At 68.1% G+C, this 15588-nt stretch carries 17 protein-coding genes; 6 read left to right on the top strand and 11 right to left on the bottom strand.

From position 1 onward, the window contains the following. Nucleotides 1-99 precede the first annotated feature (99 nt). Nucleotides 100-1848 carry a glycoside hydrolase family 13 protein gene (locus ACSJD1_RS07880; RefSeq protein ID WP_438854764.1) on the top strand — a complete coding sequence of 583 codons (1749 nt, stop codon included), beginning with the start codon at nt 100-102 and terminating at the stop codon, nt 1846-1848. 219 nt (nt 1849-2067) lie between these two features. Here ACSJD1_RS07880 and ACSJD1_RS07885 read toward each other — a convergent pair whose 3' ends face one another. Beyond that, complete coding sequence (locus tag ACSJD1_RS07885) at nt 2068-2928, bottom strand: hypothetical protein (protein WP_438854765.1); 861 nt, start codon at nt 2926-2928, stop codon at nt 2068-2070. 372 nt (nt 2929-3300) lie between these two features. Here ACSJD1_RS07885 and ACSJD1_RS07890 point away from each other — a divergent pair, with 372 nt between their 5' ends. Then, nucleotides 3301-3789 (top strand): YajQ family cyclic di-GMP-binding protein, encoded by a 489-nt coding sequence (locus ACSJD1_RS07890; protein ID WP_129233407.1) that lies wholly within the window; start codon nt 3301-3303, stop codon nt 3787-3789. Between the two features lie 145 nt (nt 3790-3934). Then, nucleotides 3935-4333 carry a nuclear transport factor 2 family protein gene (locus tag ACSJD1_RS07895; RefSeq protein ID WP_438854766.1) on the top strand — a complete coding sequence of 133 codons (399 nt, stop codon included), beginning with the start codon at nt 3935-3937 and terminating at the stop codon, nt 4331-4333. Between the two features lie 51 nt (nt 4334-4384). On the opposite strand, the gene ACSJD1_RS07900 is transcribed toward ACSJD1_RS07895, so the two are convergent. Further along, the gene (locus tag ACSJD1_RS07900) at nt 4385-5440 is read right to left on the bottom strand and encodes an alpha/beta hydrolase (RefSeq protein ID WP_438854767.1); all 1056 of its coding nucleotides are present in this window, start codon (nt 5438-5440) and stop codon (nt 4385-4387) included. Nucleotides 5441-5533: 93 nt separating this feature from the next. Here ACSJD1_RS07900 and ACSJD1_RS07905 point away from each other — a divergent pair, with 93 nt between their 5' ends. Next, the gene (locus tag ACSJD1_RS07905) at nt 5534-5902 is read left to right on the top strand and encodes a hypothetical protein (RefSeq protein ID WP_438854768.1); all 369 of its coding nucleotides are present in this window, start codon (nt 5534-5536) and stop codon (nt 5900-5902) included. Further along, nucleotides 5899-6738 (top strand): HTTM domain-containing protein, encoded by an 840-nt coding sequence (locus ACSJD1_RS07910; RefSeq protein ID WP_438854769.1) that lies wholly within the window; start codon nt 5899-5901, stop codon nt 6736-6738. The genes ACSJD1_RS07905 and ACSJD1_RS07910 overlap by 4 nt, the downstream gene beginning before the upstream one ends. A gap of 48 nt (nt 6739-6786) precedes the next feature. Here the strand turns inward: ACSJD1_RS07910 and ACSJD1_RS07915 are convergent, their stop codons facing one another. The 9 genes from ACSJD1_RS07915 to ACSJD1_RS07955 all read right to left on the bottom strand — a co-directional run bounded on the left by ACSJD1_RS07915 (nt 6787) and on the right by ACSJD1_RS07955 (nt 14980). After that, nucleotides 6787-7653 (bottom strand): type II secretion system F family protein, encoded by an 867-nt coding sequence (locus ACSJD1_RS07915; protein WP_438854797.1) that lies wholly within the window; start codon nt 7651-7653, stop codon nt 6787-6789. A 9-nt stretch (nt 7654-7662) separates the two neighbouring features. Beyond that, nucleotides 7663-8616, bottom strand: a complete 954-nt coding sequence (locus ACSJD1_RS07920) for a type II secretion system F family protein (RefSeq protein WP_438854770.1) — start codon at nt 8614-8616, stop codon at nt 7663-7665. Then, a complete protein-coding gene (locus tag ACSJD1_RS07925; RefSeq protein WP_438854771.1) occupies nt 8613-9992 on the bottom strand; it encodes a CpaF family protein in 1380 nt (459 codons plus the stop codon). The genes ACSJD1_RS07920 and ACSJD1_RS07925 overlap by 4 nt, the downstream gene beginning before the upstream one ends. Before the next feature lie 245 nt (nt 9993-10237). Next, nucleotides 10238-11530, bottom strand: a complete 1293-nt coding sequence (locus ACSJD1_RS07930) for an AAA family ATPase (protein WP_438854772.1) — start codon at nt 11528-11530, stop codon at nt 10238-10240. Nucleotides 11531-11622: 92 nt separating this feature from the next. After that, nucleotides 11623-12369 carry a Flp pilus assembly protein CpaB gene (gene cpaB, locus ACSJD1_RS07935; protein ID WP_438854773.1) on the bottom strand — a complete coding sequence of 249 codons (747 nt, stop codon included), beginning with the start codon at nt 12367-12369 and terminating at the stop codon, nt 11623-11625. Between the two features lie 46 nt (nt 12370-12415). Beyond that, the gene (locus ACSJD1_RS07940; RefSeq protein ID WP_438854774.1) at nt 12416-13417 is read right to left on the bottom strand and encodes a pilus assembly protein TadG-related protein; all 1002 of its coding nucleotides are present in this window, start codon (nt 13415-13417) and stop codon (nt 12416-12418) included. Between the two features lie 5 nt (nt 13418-13422). Beyond that, on the bottom strand, nt 13423-13767 hold the full coding sequence (locus ACSJD1_RS07945; RefSeq protein ID WP_438854775.1) for a TadE/TadG family type IV pilus assembly protein: 345 nt from the start codon (nt 13765-13767) through the stop codon (nt 13423-13425). 96 nt (nt 13768-13863) lie between these two features. Beyond that, nucleotides 13864-14064 carry a Flp family type IVb pilin gene (locus tag ACSJD1_RS07950; RefSeq protein ID WP_438854776.1) on the bottom strand — a complete coding sequence of 67 codons (201 nt, stop codon included), beginning with the start codon at nt 14062-14064 and terminating at the stop codon, nt 13864-13866. Nucleotides 14065-14320: 256 nt separating this feature from the next. Next, complete coding sequence (locus ACSJD1_RS07955) at nt 14321-14980, bottom strand: prepilin peptidase (protein ID WP_438854777.1); 660 nt, start codon at nt 14978-14980, stop codon at nt 14321-14323. 79 nt (nt 14981-15059) lie between these two features. Here ACSJD1_RS07955 and ACSJD1_RS07960 point away from each other — a divergent pair, with 79 nt between their 5' ends. Further along, nucleotides 15060-15380, top strand: a complete 321-nt coding sequence (locus tag ACSJD1_RS07960) for a hypothetical protein (protein ID WP_438854778.1) — start codon at nt 15060-15062, stop codon at nt 15378-15380. Nucleotides 15381-15588 lie beyond the last annotated feature (208 nt).

Genomic DNA, 15588 nt, shown 5'->3' on the forward strand with positions numbered 1-15588 from the left:
GCTCGATCAAGTAATGTGCGCGGATGCCGCGCGGCGGGCGCTGCGTGCAGGCCCCGTCCCGCGGCATCCGTTCGAACCCTTCGAAAGGAACCACCCCAGATGACCGACGCCCGGCTCTCCACGACCGACGCGCCCGTTCCGGCCGGGGACGCCGCCCCGCCCGCCCCCGCCACCCTCGCCGACGCGACCGTGCTCGCCGCCGACCCCGACTGGTGGCGCCAGGCCGCCGTGTACCAGATCTACCCGCGCAGCTTCGCCGACGCGAACGGCGACGGCATCGGCGACCTGCGCGGCATCACCTCGCGCGTGCCGTACCTCGTCGAACTCGGCATCGACGCGGTGTGGCTGTCGCCGTTCTACCCCTCGGCGCTCGCCGACGGCGGGTACGACGTCGACGACTACCGGAACGTCGACCCCAGGCTCGGCACCCTCGCCGACTTCGACGAGCTCATCGCGACGCTGCACGCTGCCGGCATCCGCCTCATCGCCGACATCGTGCCGAACCACTCGTCGAACCGTCACGAGTGGTTCCGCGAGGCGCTCGCCTCCCCGCGCGGGTCGGCGGCCCGTGAGCGCTACATCTTCCGCGACGGCGAGGGGCCGGATGGCTCGGAGCCGCCGAGCGACTGGCAGTCGATCTTCGGCGGCTCGGCGTGGGAGCCCGTGGGCGACGGGCAGTTCTACCTGCACCTCTTCGCCCCCGAGCAGCCCGACCTGAACTGGGCGAACCGCGAGGTGCGCGACGACTTCCTGCGCACGCTCCGCTTCTGGTCCGACCGCGGGGTCGACGGCTTCCGCGTGGACGTCGCGCACGCCCTCGCCAAGGACCTCACGTACCCGCTCCGCTCGCACGCCGAGCTCGAGGAGATGAAGCTCGTCACCGACGGCTCGCACCCGCTCTGGGACCGCGAGGAGCTCGACCAGATCTACGCCGAGTGGCGTGCCGTGTTCGACGAGTACGACCCGCCGCGCATCGCGGTCGCCGAGGCCTGGGTCGAGCCCTCGCGGCGGCACCGGTACGCGGCGCCGACGAGCCTCGGCCAGGCCTTCAACTTCGACCTGCTGCGCGCGAACTTCTCCGCGGCCGAGTTCCACGACATCGTCGACCGCAACATGGTGTTCTCCGCCGAGACGGGGTCGTCGAACACCTGGGTGTTCTCCAACCACGACGTCGTGCGGCACGCGACGCGGTACGGCCTGCCCGCCGACCCCTCGGGCGACGGCACGCCCGGCAAGGACTGGCTGCTCCGCGGCGGGTCGCCCGACGAGGTCGACGCCGCCCGCGGGCTCCGGCGAGCGCGCGCCGCGACGCTGTTCCTGCTCGCGCTGCCAGGCAGCGCCTACCTCTACCAGGGCGAGGAGCTCGGCCTCCCCGAGGTCGGCGACATCCCCGATGCGGACCGCCAGGACCCGACGTTCTTCCGCAACGCCGGCGTCGAGGTCGGGCGCGACGGATGCCGCGTGCCGCTCCCCTGGGATGCCGACCTGCCGTCCTTCGGCTTCGGGCCCGCCGGCTCGGATGCCTCGCACCTGCCGCAGCCCGCCTGGTTCGCGTCGTACGCGGTCTCCGCACAGGCGGCCGATCCGTCGTCGACGCTCTCGATGTACCGGCGCGCCCTCGCGCTCCGGCACGAGCTGCAGGGCGCCGAGAAGCTCGCGTGGATCACGCTCGGCGAGCCATCCGTCCTCGCCTTCCAGCGCCCGACCGGATGGACGGTGGTGACGAACTTCGGCACGACCCCGTTCGCGCTGCCCGCCGAGCTCGCCGAGCTCGAGGTGCTCCTCTCGAGCTCCCCGCTCGCCGACCCGGCGGAGGTCCCCGCCGAGACCACCCTCTGGCTCCGCTGACGCTCGCCGCGCGCGGCTGCGCACGCCGCGCACGCCGCGGCATCCCGCTCGAAGTGAGGTTTCCGCGTCTGAGTACGTTTCGACACCTCACTCACCTGCAGAAACCTCACTTCGGGCACCAGCGCTTCCGGCACGCCGCCTCCGCACGTCGTCTGACTCGCTCGAAGTGAGGTTTCCGCGTCTGAGTTCGTTTCGACACCTCACTCACCTGCAGAAACCTCACTTCGAGCCGAGCACGATCAATCGGACCGGCGTCCGCACCGTGGGGAGGCCTGCGGAACTGAGACGCGCACGCACGGGCTCCTTCCTCCACATCTCATTCCAGTCCCAGCGAGCGAATCCGCGAACGAGACGTCGGATCGCGTCCTCTCGTTCCTTCTCCCGCACCACGCTCGTGGAAGTGGCAACGACACCGCCCGCGCCGAGGTACTTGCCTTCCCCATCCGCCTCCGCGGCGACCTCGTACTCGGGCCAGAAGAAATCGAGGTCGGCATTGCGCTGCAACTCCGGCAACCACAAGCGGTGCTGGAGAACTGGGATCGGGAAGCCGAACTCCTCGAGGACCAAGCGACTCATGGTCTCGAGCGGTGAATCCGAGTCGGTCGTGGCGCGGTCGAGCACGGCGTCGACGCGAAGGCATCCGGGATATCGGCCGAGGCGTTCGTGCTCAGCTCGCAGCGCCCCGAGGGTCGTGAGCGGTATGCGACGATCGCCTCGTCGCGGAACGTGCAGTGCGGCATCCGTCGCAACCAGGGCCGCCGCGAGCGGCGCGTGCTTGGCGAGCTGGATGAGGGTGAACTCGATGCTCGTCGTCCGACACCCGTCGGTCTCGGAGACAGCGAGCGACGCAGGTCGCGCGACGGACACCACGCCTGGGCGACGGCTCCCGAGGCCGTCACGCGACATCACGACGACATGGGACGGCCAAGGCCCGACGATCGGTAGCCCGGCGAGTGCCGCAGCGGAGTGACCGGTGAACACCGGCTTGGCGAGCTTGAGCGCCGCCGCCTGGACGACTGCCCGATAACGTATCGCCGCAACCTTCGCCGCGGGCATGGTCGCCTCGGCAGTGCCGGGCACCCGATATGCCCCGCGCCAAACGCGCTCGAGCGACCCCGCTCGGACCGCTGCATAGAGCTCTGCTTCGCGCCCGGCTGCGCGCAGGTCTCGAGCGAGCACCAGCCCGTGCTCGGCAGTGGGAAGCTCATCGATCACTCCGCCGATGGTGCCCGGCAGCGTCCTTCCTTCCGCCTGCAGCGACGATCCGAGTGGGCGCATTCGCGGGCACGCCTCCAGTGGAGGACGGGCGCCGCCGCGGCGTGGTGCGTCTCGCCCGAAGTGAGGTTTCTGCGCCCGAGTCCACTCCCGCAGGTGACTTACACGCAGAAACCTCACTTCGAGCGGCACGAGAGACGGAGAGGCACGAGAGCCCCCCTCGCTAGACTGACCCGCATGGCTGATTCGACGTTCGACATCGTGAGCAAGGTCGACAAGATGGAGGCGGAGAACGCCGTCAACCAGGCCCGCAAGGAGGTCGAGCAGCGCTACGACTTCAAGGGCGTGGGCGCGTCGGTCGAGTGGTCGGGCGAGAAGATCCTGCTGAAGGCCTCGACCGACGAGCGCGTGAAGGCGGTGCTCGACGTGGTGCAGTCGAAGTTCATCAAGCGCGGCATCTCGCTGAAGTCGCTCGACGCGGGCGAGCCCTACCCGTCGGGCAAGGAGTTCCGCATCGAGATCGGCCTGAAGAACGGCATCGACCAGGAGCACGCGAAGAAGATCGGCAAGCTCATCCGCGACGAGGCCCCGAAGACGGTCAAGTCCCAGATCCAGGGCGACGAGCTGCGCGTCTCGTCGAAGAGCCGCGACGACCTGCAGGAGACCATCCGCCTGCTGAAGGCCGCCGACCTCGACGTCGACCTCCAGTTCGTCAACTTCCGCTGAGACGCGGGCGCGGACGCGGGCGCGCGCGGCCGGCCCGAGACCACGGCGAGCGGATGCCGCGGCGCAGCCGCGTACGAACGGCGACCCCGCGCGACACCTGCGCCGACCGATTGCGCTCGAGCCTCGCCCGTCGCATCCTGACGGTATGACCGAGCACGACGATTTCCTGGAGTGGGTCCGCGGCCCGCTGACCGCAGCGGAGCGAGCCCTGCACGAGGGCGACGCGGGCCCGCGCCGTGCGCTCTGGTCGCCGGTCGAACCGGTGAGCGTGCTCGGCGCCTGGAAGAACGCCATCGGGCTGGCGGAGACGGCTGAGCTGTTCGCGTTCCTCGAGCGCAGCTTCTCCGACTGCACGCGGTTCGAGATCGAGGTGCTCGCCTCCGACGTGATCGGCGACGCCGCGTACACCGTGGCGCTCGAGCGCACGGCGGTGTCGGTCGACGGCGTCCCGCGCGCCTACACGCTGCGCGTCACGCAGGTGTACCGGCGCGAGGGCGGCGAGTGGCGGGTCGCCCACCGCCACGGCGACACCGTCGCCGAGTAGCGCCCGCGGCCGGGCGTCGGTGCCGACGGCATCACATGGCCGCACCCGGCCTCACTGTCGAGGCCCGTACCCCTCCAGCCACCCCGTGATCGCTGCGTACGCCGCGGCCCGCGCCGGCTCCCGCGAGAGGAACACGTCGTGCAGCGCCCCGTCGATGCGCGCGACGGTGACATTCGGCCCGAGCTTCAACGACTGGCGCGCGATCTCGTCGACGACGAGCACGATGTCGGAGGTGAGCATCGCATCATCCCACGTCGCCTGCAGCACCGACCGCGCAGACACGAGCGTCAGTACGGGCGCGCCGACGTCGATGCCGGCGGCGACGACCGCGTGCCCCGCGAGGATCGCGGTCAGCCACGCCGGATGCGTGCGGAACCCGCGGTCGGGCCGCCACGCGTGGTCGTACTCCCACTCGCCGTCGAGCTCCTTCGCGACCGACCGCGCGTAGAACCCGAGGTCGACGTTCGGCAGCGGCCCCATCGGCGCGAGCCGCGCTCGGAACCCGATCACCGGCTGGATCGCCTGCCGCCCGATGCCGCTCAGCTGGAACTCCAGCCACGGACTGTTCAGCACGACCGCCGCCGCCCGCCCCGGGTTGCGCGCCGCCCACAGGCTGAGCGTCAGCCCGCCGGTCGAGTGCCCGACGAGAATCAACGGCCGAGCGGATGCCTCCGGCCCACCCTCGCGCGCGATGACGCCGAGCGCCGCCTCGATGTCCTCGTCGTACACCGCCAGGTCGGTCATGTACCCGGGCGTCTGCCACTCCCGCAGGCTCCGCCCGTACTTCCGCAGGTCGAGCGCGTAGAACCGCGCCCCCACATCGCTCCAGAACCGCGCCAGCTCGGGATTGAAGAAGTAGTCGCTCCACCCGTGCACGTACAGCACGTCGCACCCGGCTGCCGCGGGCCACGGCTGCGGCTCGGGTTCGTGTTCCCAGGGCCAGCGCCACCGGCGCCGAGCGGATGCCGCGGCCTCGCCACTCTCGCCAGCGGCATGCCGCACGAGCGTCGCGACGACCTCGCCCTCATCGTCAGCCTCGAGCGGCAGCGTCAGCTGCTCGAACCCGGGCCCGAGCACATCGGGCCGCCAGCCGGCTGCATCCCCCATGCGGACCCCCTCGGGGCCAGCCTAGGCACCTTCTCCCATTGCGCCACGGACCGGGGAGTACCGGTCGCACGATCGGCCCCCTAGCGTTGAGGCGTGCGACAGAATGCGCAGAGATCCCACACGCCGACACCCCGATCACTCGGGCGCGGACGCCTGCTCTCGCTCGGGGTCGCCGGCGTGATGCTCGCCCAAATCGTGGTCCCCACTATCGCGCTGCTGAGTCCCCCGCCGGCGAAGTTCGGCTTCCAGATGTACTCCGGCATCGGCGGCGTTTCGGCTCAGGTAGTACACGATGACGGGCGGACGGAACACTTGGATCCTCGGCCGTTCGTCGCGAAGTACCGTCCAGACATCGACTGGCTGCCGGCGCTGCCCGAAGCGATGTGTTCGGGTATCCCGACTGCCGTCGAGGTCCTCGTCGAACAGGATGGACGAATTCGGAGCCTCACGTGCATCTCATGATGCTGCAGACCGATCCTCGCCCTGTCGCCGTCGCGCGTACCGGTATCGGCATTGCTGCTGTCCTCAACTCGCTGGAAGCCTGGGAGATCCTGAACCGGATCGTGCGCCTCGACGTCAAGGTGCCATGGGAAGCATTCGCGGTCGACGTGACCGAGGTTCGCGTCATGGTCGTGGTCGGTGCCTCGATTCTTGCCGGCATTGCGGTAGCCGTGGGATGGCACGTCGAGATCGCAGCGATTGCCTCGACCGCCCTCGGCGTCTTCGTCCTCGCGTGGGACCAGCAGATGTACAGCAGTCATCGATGGTTGGCGACCCTGCTCATGGCGTGCCTGATCTTCGCGCGAGCCGGATCGGCGTGGTCAGTCGATTCACGGGCACGGCGTACAGTCGTTCCCTGGTGGCCGCAACTGCTCCTCATGACCCAGTTGTCCGTCTGCTACCTTTTCGCGGGACTGAGCAAGCTCAATCCCGTCTTCCTCTCTGGGGTTCCGCTCGAGTCATGGGTATGGATCGAGCTGCCGCAGCGGATGTTCGTGATCGCGTCAGCGAATACGATCCTGGTCGAGATCTTCATCGCAGTGGGTCTCTGGTTCAGTTCGAGCCGTCGGATCGCCGTGGCACTGGGTCTCGCACTGCATGGTTCGATCCTCATCCTGATGGTCGATGAGCGCCCCGCCCTGATCGCTTTCACCATCACCTGCGTCTGCCTTTATCCGCTCTTCCTCACTAGACCTGATATTTGGCCGTGGGAACGGGGCGCGCGAAGAGATGACTCAGCACCCATGCCTCACGTTCGCGAGTCGTTGCTCCCAGATGACGGCGCATCGGACAGGTGATCGCGAGCACCTGCGGTGCGAGGCGACGGGCCCTCCCTCGAGATGGTGTTAGGAGAAGGCGGCGATGATGCCGACCACGGCCGGGTAGAGCAGCACGATGAACAGCACCGGCAGGATCGCGAAGACCAGTGGGAAGACGACCTTGATCGGCACCTTCATCGCTGATTCCTCGGCGCGTTGGCGGCGCTTGATCCGCATCTCGCCGGACTGGACGCGGAGCACGTCCGCGATGGCGATGCCGTAGCGATCGGCCTGCTGCACGGCCCGGACGAACCGCTTCAGATCGGTGCAGTCCGTGCGCGCGAGGAGCGCCGAGTAGGCGTCGCTGCGCGACCGCCCGATGCTCATGTCCTGCAGGGTGCGGATGAGCTCCTCCGAGAGCGGCCCGCGGCTCCCCTGCGCGGCTTTGGCCATCGCAGCCTCGAATCCGAGGCCGGCCTCGACGGCGATCGTCATCTGGTCGAGCGTGTCGGGCAGGGCCAGCATGATCGCCTTCTGCCGGTCGTCGGCCCGGCTTGCGAGCATGATCTCCGGGGCCAGCAGAACCAGCAACCCGAAGACGATGCCACCGATGCGAAGCAGCAGCACATCCGAGCCGAACGCTGCGAGGGCGATGAACAGGATCCCGAAGATCGCGACGACGAGTCGGACGATCAGGAAACCGCCGACCGTCCACCGACCCGCTCGTCCGGCGTAGATGATCTTCCGCTGGACCCAGCCCGTGTAGCCCGTGGGCATGACGGAGGCGAGCGTCTCGGCGAACGAAGCCTTCTCGACGCGTGCGCGCTCGGTCTCTGTCGCGGGGGCGACTGCAGCGACGACATCGGCCTTCACCGGGATTGTCGTGAACACGATGAAGACAAGCACGCCGACCGAGAGGGCGATGACGGCGACGGGGACATACGCGATCCACATGTCAGCCACCTAGAACTTCACTCTGACGGCGAAGAGCATCCAAACCGTGCCCACGGCCATGAGGACGGCAGCGACAGCCATCGCGATCCAACCCCACGGAGGCACGAAGAATGGTGCGAGGTACCCCGGCTGAAGCAGCAGGACGCCGAGGAACACGGCGACGGGAAGCACGATCAGGATGATTGCCGATAGCCGTCCCTCGGCGCTGAGCGCCTTCACCTGGCGGCGGATCTGGTTGCGCTCGCGAATTGTTGCCGCGGTCCGCTGCAGCGTCTCCGAAAGGTTGCCGCCGGTGGCGCGGTTGATCTCGATGGCCTGGGCCGCCCACGTGAAGTCATCGGAGCGCATGCGGTCGGCCGTACTCATGAGCGCGTCACCGAGGTCGCGACCGATTCTCGTCTCGTTGACGATGCGTGAGAACTCCTCCGTAGTCGGCGGGTCCGCGAAGCGTGCGACCGAGTCCAAGGCCTGTGTGAGGCCGTGGCCCGCTCGGAGGTTGCCTGACACCAACTGCAGGGTATCGTCGAGCTGGTCGGCGAATGCGGCGCGACGACGACCGGTCCGGATCGTCAGCACCAGGGATACGAACAGCGGAGCGAGCATGGCGAAGAGCACCGCCCAGAGGAGTGCCCACCACGACCCGAAGCCGACGAGCACCCCGAGGACGGCGAAGACCGCGGCGAGGGAGAACGTGATGATGATCATGCCCGACGGCGAGGTGCGGATGCCGGCGAGCTCGAGGCGCTCCTCATTGAACATGCCACGGTTCCGCTGGGCCATGGCGCTATCAATGACCGCGACGGTCTTGTCCGTCGCCCGCGAGAGTGCCGAGACGTACTCCTCGCCGGGCGCGATCCGCCGCTCCACCGCAACCCGCTTCGGCGGTGGCGCGATGACGAACAGTACGAGAGCGAGCAGAGCAAGGACCGAAAGGAGCAGGCCGGCGCTGAAGACGAGGCTCACGCTATCTCCCCGATGCCATACCCGCGTGGTTCGTACCGGAAGATGCTCGCGGGGATCGCGATGCCGAGTTCCTCGAATCGGTCGACGAACCGGGGACGCACACCCGTTGGGACGGCGTGCCCGAGGAATCGCCCCTCGGCGTCCATGCCCGCGGCGAAGTCGAAGGCGAACGCGTCCTGCAGCGTGATGATCTCGCCCTCCATCCCCTGGACTTCGGTGACGGAGACGACGCGACGCGTGCCGTCGCGCAGACGCGAGATCTGCACGACGATGTCGATCGCCGACGCGATCTGCTCGCGAATGGCGCGCAAGGGCAGATCCATGCCCGCCATGAGCACGAGGGTCTCGAGGCGCGACAGCGCGTCGCGCGGAGAGTTCGCGTGGATCGTCGAGATCGACCCCTCGTGGCCGGTGTTCATCGCCTGCAGCATGTCGAGACTCTCCCCGCCTCGGACCTCGCCGATGACGATCCGGTCTGGGCGCATGCGGAGCGAGTTGCGGACGAGGTCGCGGATCGTGATCTCACCACGACCCTCGATGTTCGCCGGGCGCGACTCGAGCCTCACCACGTGCTCCTGCTGGAGCTGGAGTTCGACCGCATCCTCGATCGTGATGATGCGCTCGTCACCGGGGATGAACGCGGAGAGAACGTTCAGCAGCGTGGTTTTACCGGTGCCTGTGCCGCCGGACACGAGGATGTTCAGCTTTGCGCGGACGGCCGCGTCGAGAAGCGTGGACATCTCACGCGTTAGGGTGTCGAAGCCGACGAGGTCCTCGACGGTGAACGGGGTCCGCGCGAACTTTCGGATCGTGAGCGAGGAGCCGTCGACAGCAAGGGGCGGAATGATCGCGTTGACACGGGAGCCGTCCGCGAGGCGAGCGTCGACGAGGGGCGACGACTCGTCGATTCGACGTCCGACTCGCGACACGATCCGCTCGATGACACGACGCAGTTGCGGCTCCCCGGTGAACCGATTGCGGGACTCGTAGAGCCGACCTCTCCGCTCGACGAATATCTGGTCGAAACGGTTCACCATGATCTCCGTGACCTCGGGGTCATCGAGCAGCGGCTCGAGCGGCCCGAAGCCGAGCACGTCGGCCCCGATCTCGGTAATGAGACGGTTGCGTTCCGCAGTCGTGAGGGCGACCTGCTCCGCCTCGACGATGAACCCGAGTTCCTCGCGCGCGAGTGCGTGCAGCCGTTCCTCGGTCATGCTCGAGTCGTTGAGTCTCGTGCCGATGCGCCGGAAGAGCTCCTGTGCCGCGCGCTCCTTGAGGTCGGTCAGGGGATCCACGGCGTGGGTCGGTGCATAGTCGTCTCCCGCGAGCGCCGCCCAGGTGCTTGTGTGCTCCTCGTGGGTGTCGCCGTCGTGCATCCCGGATGTCGCGCCGCCGCCGTCAGACGGGCCGCCGGGTGGCTGCGACCCTGACGAATCGGCGCTCGCTGAGTCGGCGCCAGCGTCTTCCACGGGAGGCGTCGACGAGACACGCTCCTCATCGGTACTGTCCGGCTTTGCGGCAGAGGGGGCGCCGAGCCTGTTCTCGGCGAGGTAGTCCGGCGGCGCCTCGATGCCCGCACTACGGCGAGCTCCTCGGGCTCGTTCAAGTCGATCGCTCAGGCTCATTGCGCTGCCCTCGCTTTCCTGTGGATGCGCTTGCGGGTGGGGATGGCTTCGGGTTCGATCCGCTGGACCACAGCACGGATCGCCCGTGCGGCCGGGTCCCGGACGTCGTGATGGATGAGCGGTGTCCCGGCATTCGAGGCGTGAACGACTCCGAGGGATCGTGGGACCTCGACGTCGACCTGTGCCCCGAGGATGCGCTCGGCATCCTTGGGCAAGAGGCCGGTGTTCTTCTCGACGAAGTTCAGGACGATGTGACGGTTGGTGGGCAGCATGTCGAGCGCAACGAGCAGTTCGAACTCCTTGCGCAACGCGCGAAGGCTCGGCACGGTCATGTTGGTCACGAACACACCATCGGTCGCCTCTTCGAGCGAAACGAGGGTATGTTCACCGAGCCCTGGCGTCGTGTCCACCACGACGAAACGGAACATGCCGGCGAGCCGTCGCAGAAGGGCTGCGAGGGCCGTCGGAGGGATCTGGTCCGCCATCTCGGGAGACGGCGGCGCGGCGACGACGAAGAAGTCGTCGTTGTGCCGGGTGAGCAGGGCCTTCATGGCCACCTCGTCCTCACCCACGCCGACCACATCGGCGAGCGAGTACTGAGGATTCAGGTCGAGCGCATTCGCGATGTCGCCGAACTGCACGTCGGCGTCCACCAGAACCACGGAGTTCGGGTGAACCTCAGCGAGTCCCGCAGAGAGGTTCATCGCGGTCGTGGTCTTGCCTTGGCCACCCTTCGGCGCCGCGACCACGATGATCTCCGATCGGGTACCTGCGCCGATCGGCGGGAGGACCCACTCGGGCTCAGGTTCCGGCTGTGGCTCAGGTTCCGGCTGTGGCTCAGGCTCGAGTTCGAGCTCCGAAACCGACTCGATCTCAGGCTCGGCACCAACGGCCAACAGGCGTGGTCTCGGATCGTCGTCGATGACGGTCGACATTTCGGCAAAGACACTCGCGACGTCGTCTCGCCGGGCCTCCGCTGCGAGCTCATCCGCAGTTATCTCAGGGAGGCGCCCGGACGCGACGAGCCAGTCGTCGAGACGCTCGAGCAGCGCCTCGGTTGTGCCCTCCGCTGCCTCGGGGCTGAGTACCGCGTGGATCTCCATGCCGTCGACCCAATCCTCGAGGTCCGACCGCTGCTCCCGAACCACGATGAGGCCGATTCCGGGATACCGTTCCGCGAGCGCGCCGCTGAGCGACTTCGTCTCCTCGTAGCTCAGCAGCGGCCCGAGCAGCGCGATCCGCGGCGAACGCTCCACCTGCCCGAGGACCGAGTCGGGCCCGAAGGTCACGTACTCGCCGGGAACGACCTGCAGCCGGGCGCGGAGGAGCCGGCGGAGCCGAGACTCGTACTCCGCACTGCGACTGACCAGGAGGTACCGCGTCACTGGAAGACGTTCTGTCCGCTACGCAGCTGCGAGCCGCTGGTGTCCACACCCTCCGGTTCGAGGGTCAACCAGATCCCACCGTTCCCGTCGTCCTGCTGCTCAGCCGCGTAGGCGATGTTCTCCGCCTGAGCGGTCGTAACCGCAAAAGTCAGCAGGAACGCGCTGACCTCTCGCGCGCTCTCTTCGGTCTCGTTGGTGACGAGCGTTCGGCCGGCCGTGACCTTAGTCACCAGGACGCCGTGGTACATGAACTTCGTCACGGCGAGCTGCTCGTTCGATGCCGGAGACTGGGTCGTGTTCGTGAAGAGGACCCCGACCGTGCTGCCCGGCTGTATGGCGCCGCCGACGACGCGTTCGACCGGCAGGGCGATCGTGATCTCCTGATAGCCATCCGGGATCGCCACGTCGCCAGCGGCGGCCAGGTCCTCCGGGTCGGAGAATCTCGCCATCAGGAGTTGCTCACCAGGGAGCAGCGATGCATTGGTCACCAGACCAGCGAGCGTGGTCAGGTCCGTGACGATGTCCGGCTGGATCGCGAGCGCCGGGAGTTCGTCGATCTCGACGAACTCGGAGATGGCCTCGCCCGCCGTGCCCTTCGGGACCTCCTGGGTGAGCACGTACACCTGGCGGAACTCGGCACCGTCCGCCGCGCGTTGATCTGCTCCCTGGACGTAGATGAACAGGGCTACGCCGCCGAGGAGGGCCAGCACCACGGCAACGATCGCGCCGATGATTCGAATCAACGTCAGGGCCTTTCTTGTAGGGAGTGCGGCATGATCGCGAGGCCGATCACGTGCCCGGCAGGATCAGTCGCACGAGAGCGGCACCGCTGTTGGGTCCGCTCGGATTGCCGAGGTCGAACGCGTCGTCGAGCGACACGAACTTCATGAAGTAGCCCTGAATCCCTCGACAATTGCCCGGACATCCCGGCGCCGTCGGGTCAATGTACGTGTTCGGGCCCGAAATCTTGAAACCGGTGATCTTGAACGCGGCGAACTGCTGGATGTGGAATTCCACATTGGCGCCGGTCCCGCGGAAGTCGTCGTAGATCGGGATGAAGACGGTCTCCCCGAGGAGGGCGGCCATGTAGGCGTCACTGCAGCCCGTGTGCTGGGTCGAGTTTCCGGGCTTGCTCGCCACCCAGGGATCGGCGATGTCGATGTCCGCAGAGCAGTCCAGCGAGGGCAACCATCCGAACCCGCCCGGTGCGAAGGCGCCGGGACAGTTTCGACGCGTCTCGGTCTCGTACTCGATGAGGATCTTGGTGGGGTTCGCGACACCTTCCTGCGGCGGGTGATCAGCGAATTCGCAGTATCCGATCGCGAGCGCCAGCGTGGTTCCGCGAACTGGTACACCCCACTCCGCCGCCCCCTCTGCAACGACCACGGTGGCATCGCCGATGCCAGGGATCATCGATGCGAGCGGGTGGCGAACGCCGATGTCCTCGGTATTCGTAATAACGGTGACGGTATTCGCGTTGAGGTCGAGGCTGACGGATCCGATGTCCTCGACGCCGTCGTTCGAGTCGTTCGCTCCCGCGATCCCGGCCGGCGACGCGCTGATGCAGGCGGAGGCAGCTTCGTCCTTGGCGCATGCCACGGCGATCTCGAGCGCCGCGGCATCCGCGCCGTTCTGCAGTTCGGCTTTCTCCGCGTACAGGGCGCCCACGTCGATCGCGATCCCGGCGAAACCGAGCAACGGAACGAGGAGGAGTCCGATCAAAGCAGCACTCGCCCCGCGTTCGCTCGCTCGGAGCGAGCGAACCGTGCGCCAGCCCGTCGTCTTTCGCATGGCCTTCATCCTCCGCAAGGTGTGGCGGCAGTTCCCGTCAAGGTGATCGAGGGGCCGAAAGCACCCGTCATCAGGGTCGTAGCGTAGGTAATCGTGACACCCATCCGAGCTCCGGTCGAGCAGGTCGGCAGCGAGAACGCGATGTTCCCGCCAGTCAACGCGGGACTCAGTGCGGGGGCAGCTGCGATCGCCGCATCGACGGCGGCGACCTGATCATTGGAGATGGCCATCACGCGCGAAGCCGACCGCGCGGCGTTCGCCAGCGAGATCTGGTAGTTGTACAGCCGACTGAACTCCATGATGCCCAACACGAGCAGAAGGAGTACCGGAATGATGAGTGCGAACTCCACGGCGGATGCGCCACGCTCTGATCTACGGCTCACGCTCAACGCCTCCGGGGAACGGCGAAGCGGGCCTCGCGCCAACGAGGCCCGCATCGCTGAGGATCACGGGGCAGCGGGAACGCCACCGAGCGAGGTGCCGACGCGGCCGAACATGCCGTTCAGCGCGCCGGCGAGCACTCCGAGGCCGACGATGATGCCGAGTGCAACGATCGCGATGATCAGGCCGTACTCCGCGGCGTTGCCGTCTTCTTCGGAGCGGAGCGAGTTCATCAGCGCCTGGCCGCGCGTAAAGAGCTTGAGCATGAGTGACACCCTTCGGGTCGATCAGAATCTGGGGGTGCCGCCCACTGGCGCAAGCGGCTCGAAGAACGTATCGATACGTACGAATCGGCCGCTATGCCCCATTTCGGGGCACCCCCTCATTGGGTACAGGCCGGGGTACAAACGTGATCTTCGCGTAACTCGCGATCCGCCATCCGAATGCTAGAGTCCGCTTTTCGGGGGACAGGGACCGGACCGTCAGGGGACAGACCCGCACTAGGCCCCGGCGATGCCGTCCTCAGCGCGCGAGCACGACCAGCGCCAGCACCGCCCCCGCGACCATCGACGGCCCGAACGGCACCGATCCGCGCAGCGTCACTCGCCGCAGCGCGAGGGCCACGATCGCCACGACGCCGCCGACGAGGAACGCCCCCATCAGCCCGGCGACCCACATCACCCAGCCGAACCAGCCGAGCACCAGCCCGAGCGGCAGCGCGAACTTCACGTCGCCCATTCCCATCGCCTTCGGCGAGATGAGCGCGAGCACGAAGTAGAAGAGGAACATGCCGGCGGAGCCGGCGGCCGCCCAGGCGAGCGCGAGCCACTCGCCCGTGAGCACGGCCGCCACCACGAGCAGCACCGCGACCACGAGCAGGGTCGGGAAGACCATGGCGTTCGGGAGGCGCTTCTCGGTGAGGTCGACGATCGAGAGGGCGACGCCGGCGGCGGCGAGCGCCAGCAGGGCCGGCAACACGGGGTCGAGCCCGTAGCGCCAGGCGATGACCCCGAACAGCACGCCGGTCGTGCCGGCCGTCCAGGCGCGGAGGGCGCGCAGCGGCATCCGCTCGGATCGTTCTCGATGGATGTTGCGGTCGGTCCAGACGGCGAGCGGCCACCAGCCGAGCACGGCGCCGAGGAGGGCGGCCCCGACGACGAGGGCGACGGGGGCGAGGGGCATGGTGTGCAGCGTAGCGCGGCGCGCGGGGCGCGCGCGGCGTAGGCTCCCCCGCGAAGGCATCGATGAGGGGGGGGATGACATGGATGACGCGCTGGCGACCTACGACGCGGTGGCGAACGAGCTGCTGCACGACGCCGACTACGACGTGGATGCCACGCCCGATGGGCTGCTCGTGAAGGGCCGGCTGTTCGCGTTCCTCGACGGCGGGCAACTCGTGGTCGACCTGCCCGCGGCACGGTCGGCCGACCTGCAGGCGCGGGGCATCGTCGTGCCGTTCCACTCGGCGCGCGGCGGCGACAGCCGCACGTGGGTGCGCGTGAGCGATCGCGAGCTCTGGTCGGAGCTGGCGCGCGAGGCGCACGAGTTCGTCGGGGAGCCGCCCGTCGGGCACCAGTCGTAGTCCTGCCCTCGGAGCTCGATAGCGCCGACGCTCGAATCGACCCGACCTACCGGGGTATCGCCTCGCCGCCCCCAGTCTGAGTGGCGTACACGGCAGGCACGATTCGGGAGGGTCACCAGGCGCGCGCTTCGCGTCCTCCTCGTTCTCCGATACGGTTGCGTGACCATGCGTCGCGGCCCTTCGGCCGCGACGCATGACTTCGGTTGTC

It is taken from the genome of Agromyces excoecariae (assembly GCF_051715505.1).
Taxonomy (GTDB): Bacteria; Actinomycetota; Actinomycetes; order Actinomycetales; family Microbacteriaceae; genus Agromyces.

What these genes read in the sequence shown, in the direction of transcription:
- ACSJD1_RS07880 (WP_438854764.1), top strand. Translation starts at nt 100, where the DNA reads ATGACCGACGCCCGGCTCTCCACGACCGACGCGCCCGTTCCGGCCGGG.
- ACSJD1_RS07955 (WP_438854777.1), bottom strand. Translation starts at nt 14,980, where the DNA reads ATGCCCCTCGCCCCCGTCGCCCTCGTCGTCGGGGCCGCCCTCCTCGGC.
- ACSJD1_RS07925 (WP_438854771.1), bottom strand. Translation starts at nt 9,992, where the DNA reads ATGCACGACGGCGACACCCACGAGGAGCACACAAGCACCTGGGCGGCG.
- ACSJD1_RS07890 (WP_129233407.1), top strand. Translation starts at nt 3,301, where the DNA reads ATGGCTGATTCGACGTTCGACATCGTGAGCAAGGTCGACAAGATGGAG.
- ACSJD1_RS07910 (WP_438854769.1), top strand. Translation starts at nt 5,899, where the DNA reads ATGATGCTGCAGACCGATCCTCGCCCTGTCGCCGTCGCGCGTACCGGT.
- ACSJD1_RS07940 (WP_438854774.1), bottom strand. Translation starts at nt 13,417, where the DNA reads ATGCGAAAGACGACGGGCTGGCGCACGGTTCGCTCGCTCCGAGCGAGC.
- ACSJD1_RS07915 (WP_438854797.1), bottom strand. Translation starts at nt 7,653, where the DNA reads ATGTGGATCGCGTATGTCCCCGTCGCCGTCATCGCCCTCTCGGTCGGC.
- ACSJD1_RS07900 (WP_438854767.1), bottom strand. Translation starts at nt 5,440, where the DNA reads ATGGGGGATGCAGCCGGCTGGCGGCCCGATGTGCTCGGGCCCGGGTTC.
- ACSJD1_RS07950 (WP_438854776.1), bottom strand. Translation starts at nt 14,064, where the DNA reads ATGCTCAAGCTCTTTACGCGCGGCCAGGCGCTGATGAACTCGCTCCGC.
- ACSJD1_RS07895 (WP_438854766.1), top strand. Translation starts at nt 3,935, where the DNA reads ATGACCGAGCACGACGATTTCCTGGAGTGGGTCCGCGGCCCGCTGACC.
- ACSJD1_RS07960 (WP_438854778.1), top strand. Translation starts at nt 15,060, where the DNA reads ATGGATGACGCGCTGGCGACCTACGACGCGGTGGCGAACGAGCTGCTG.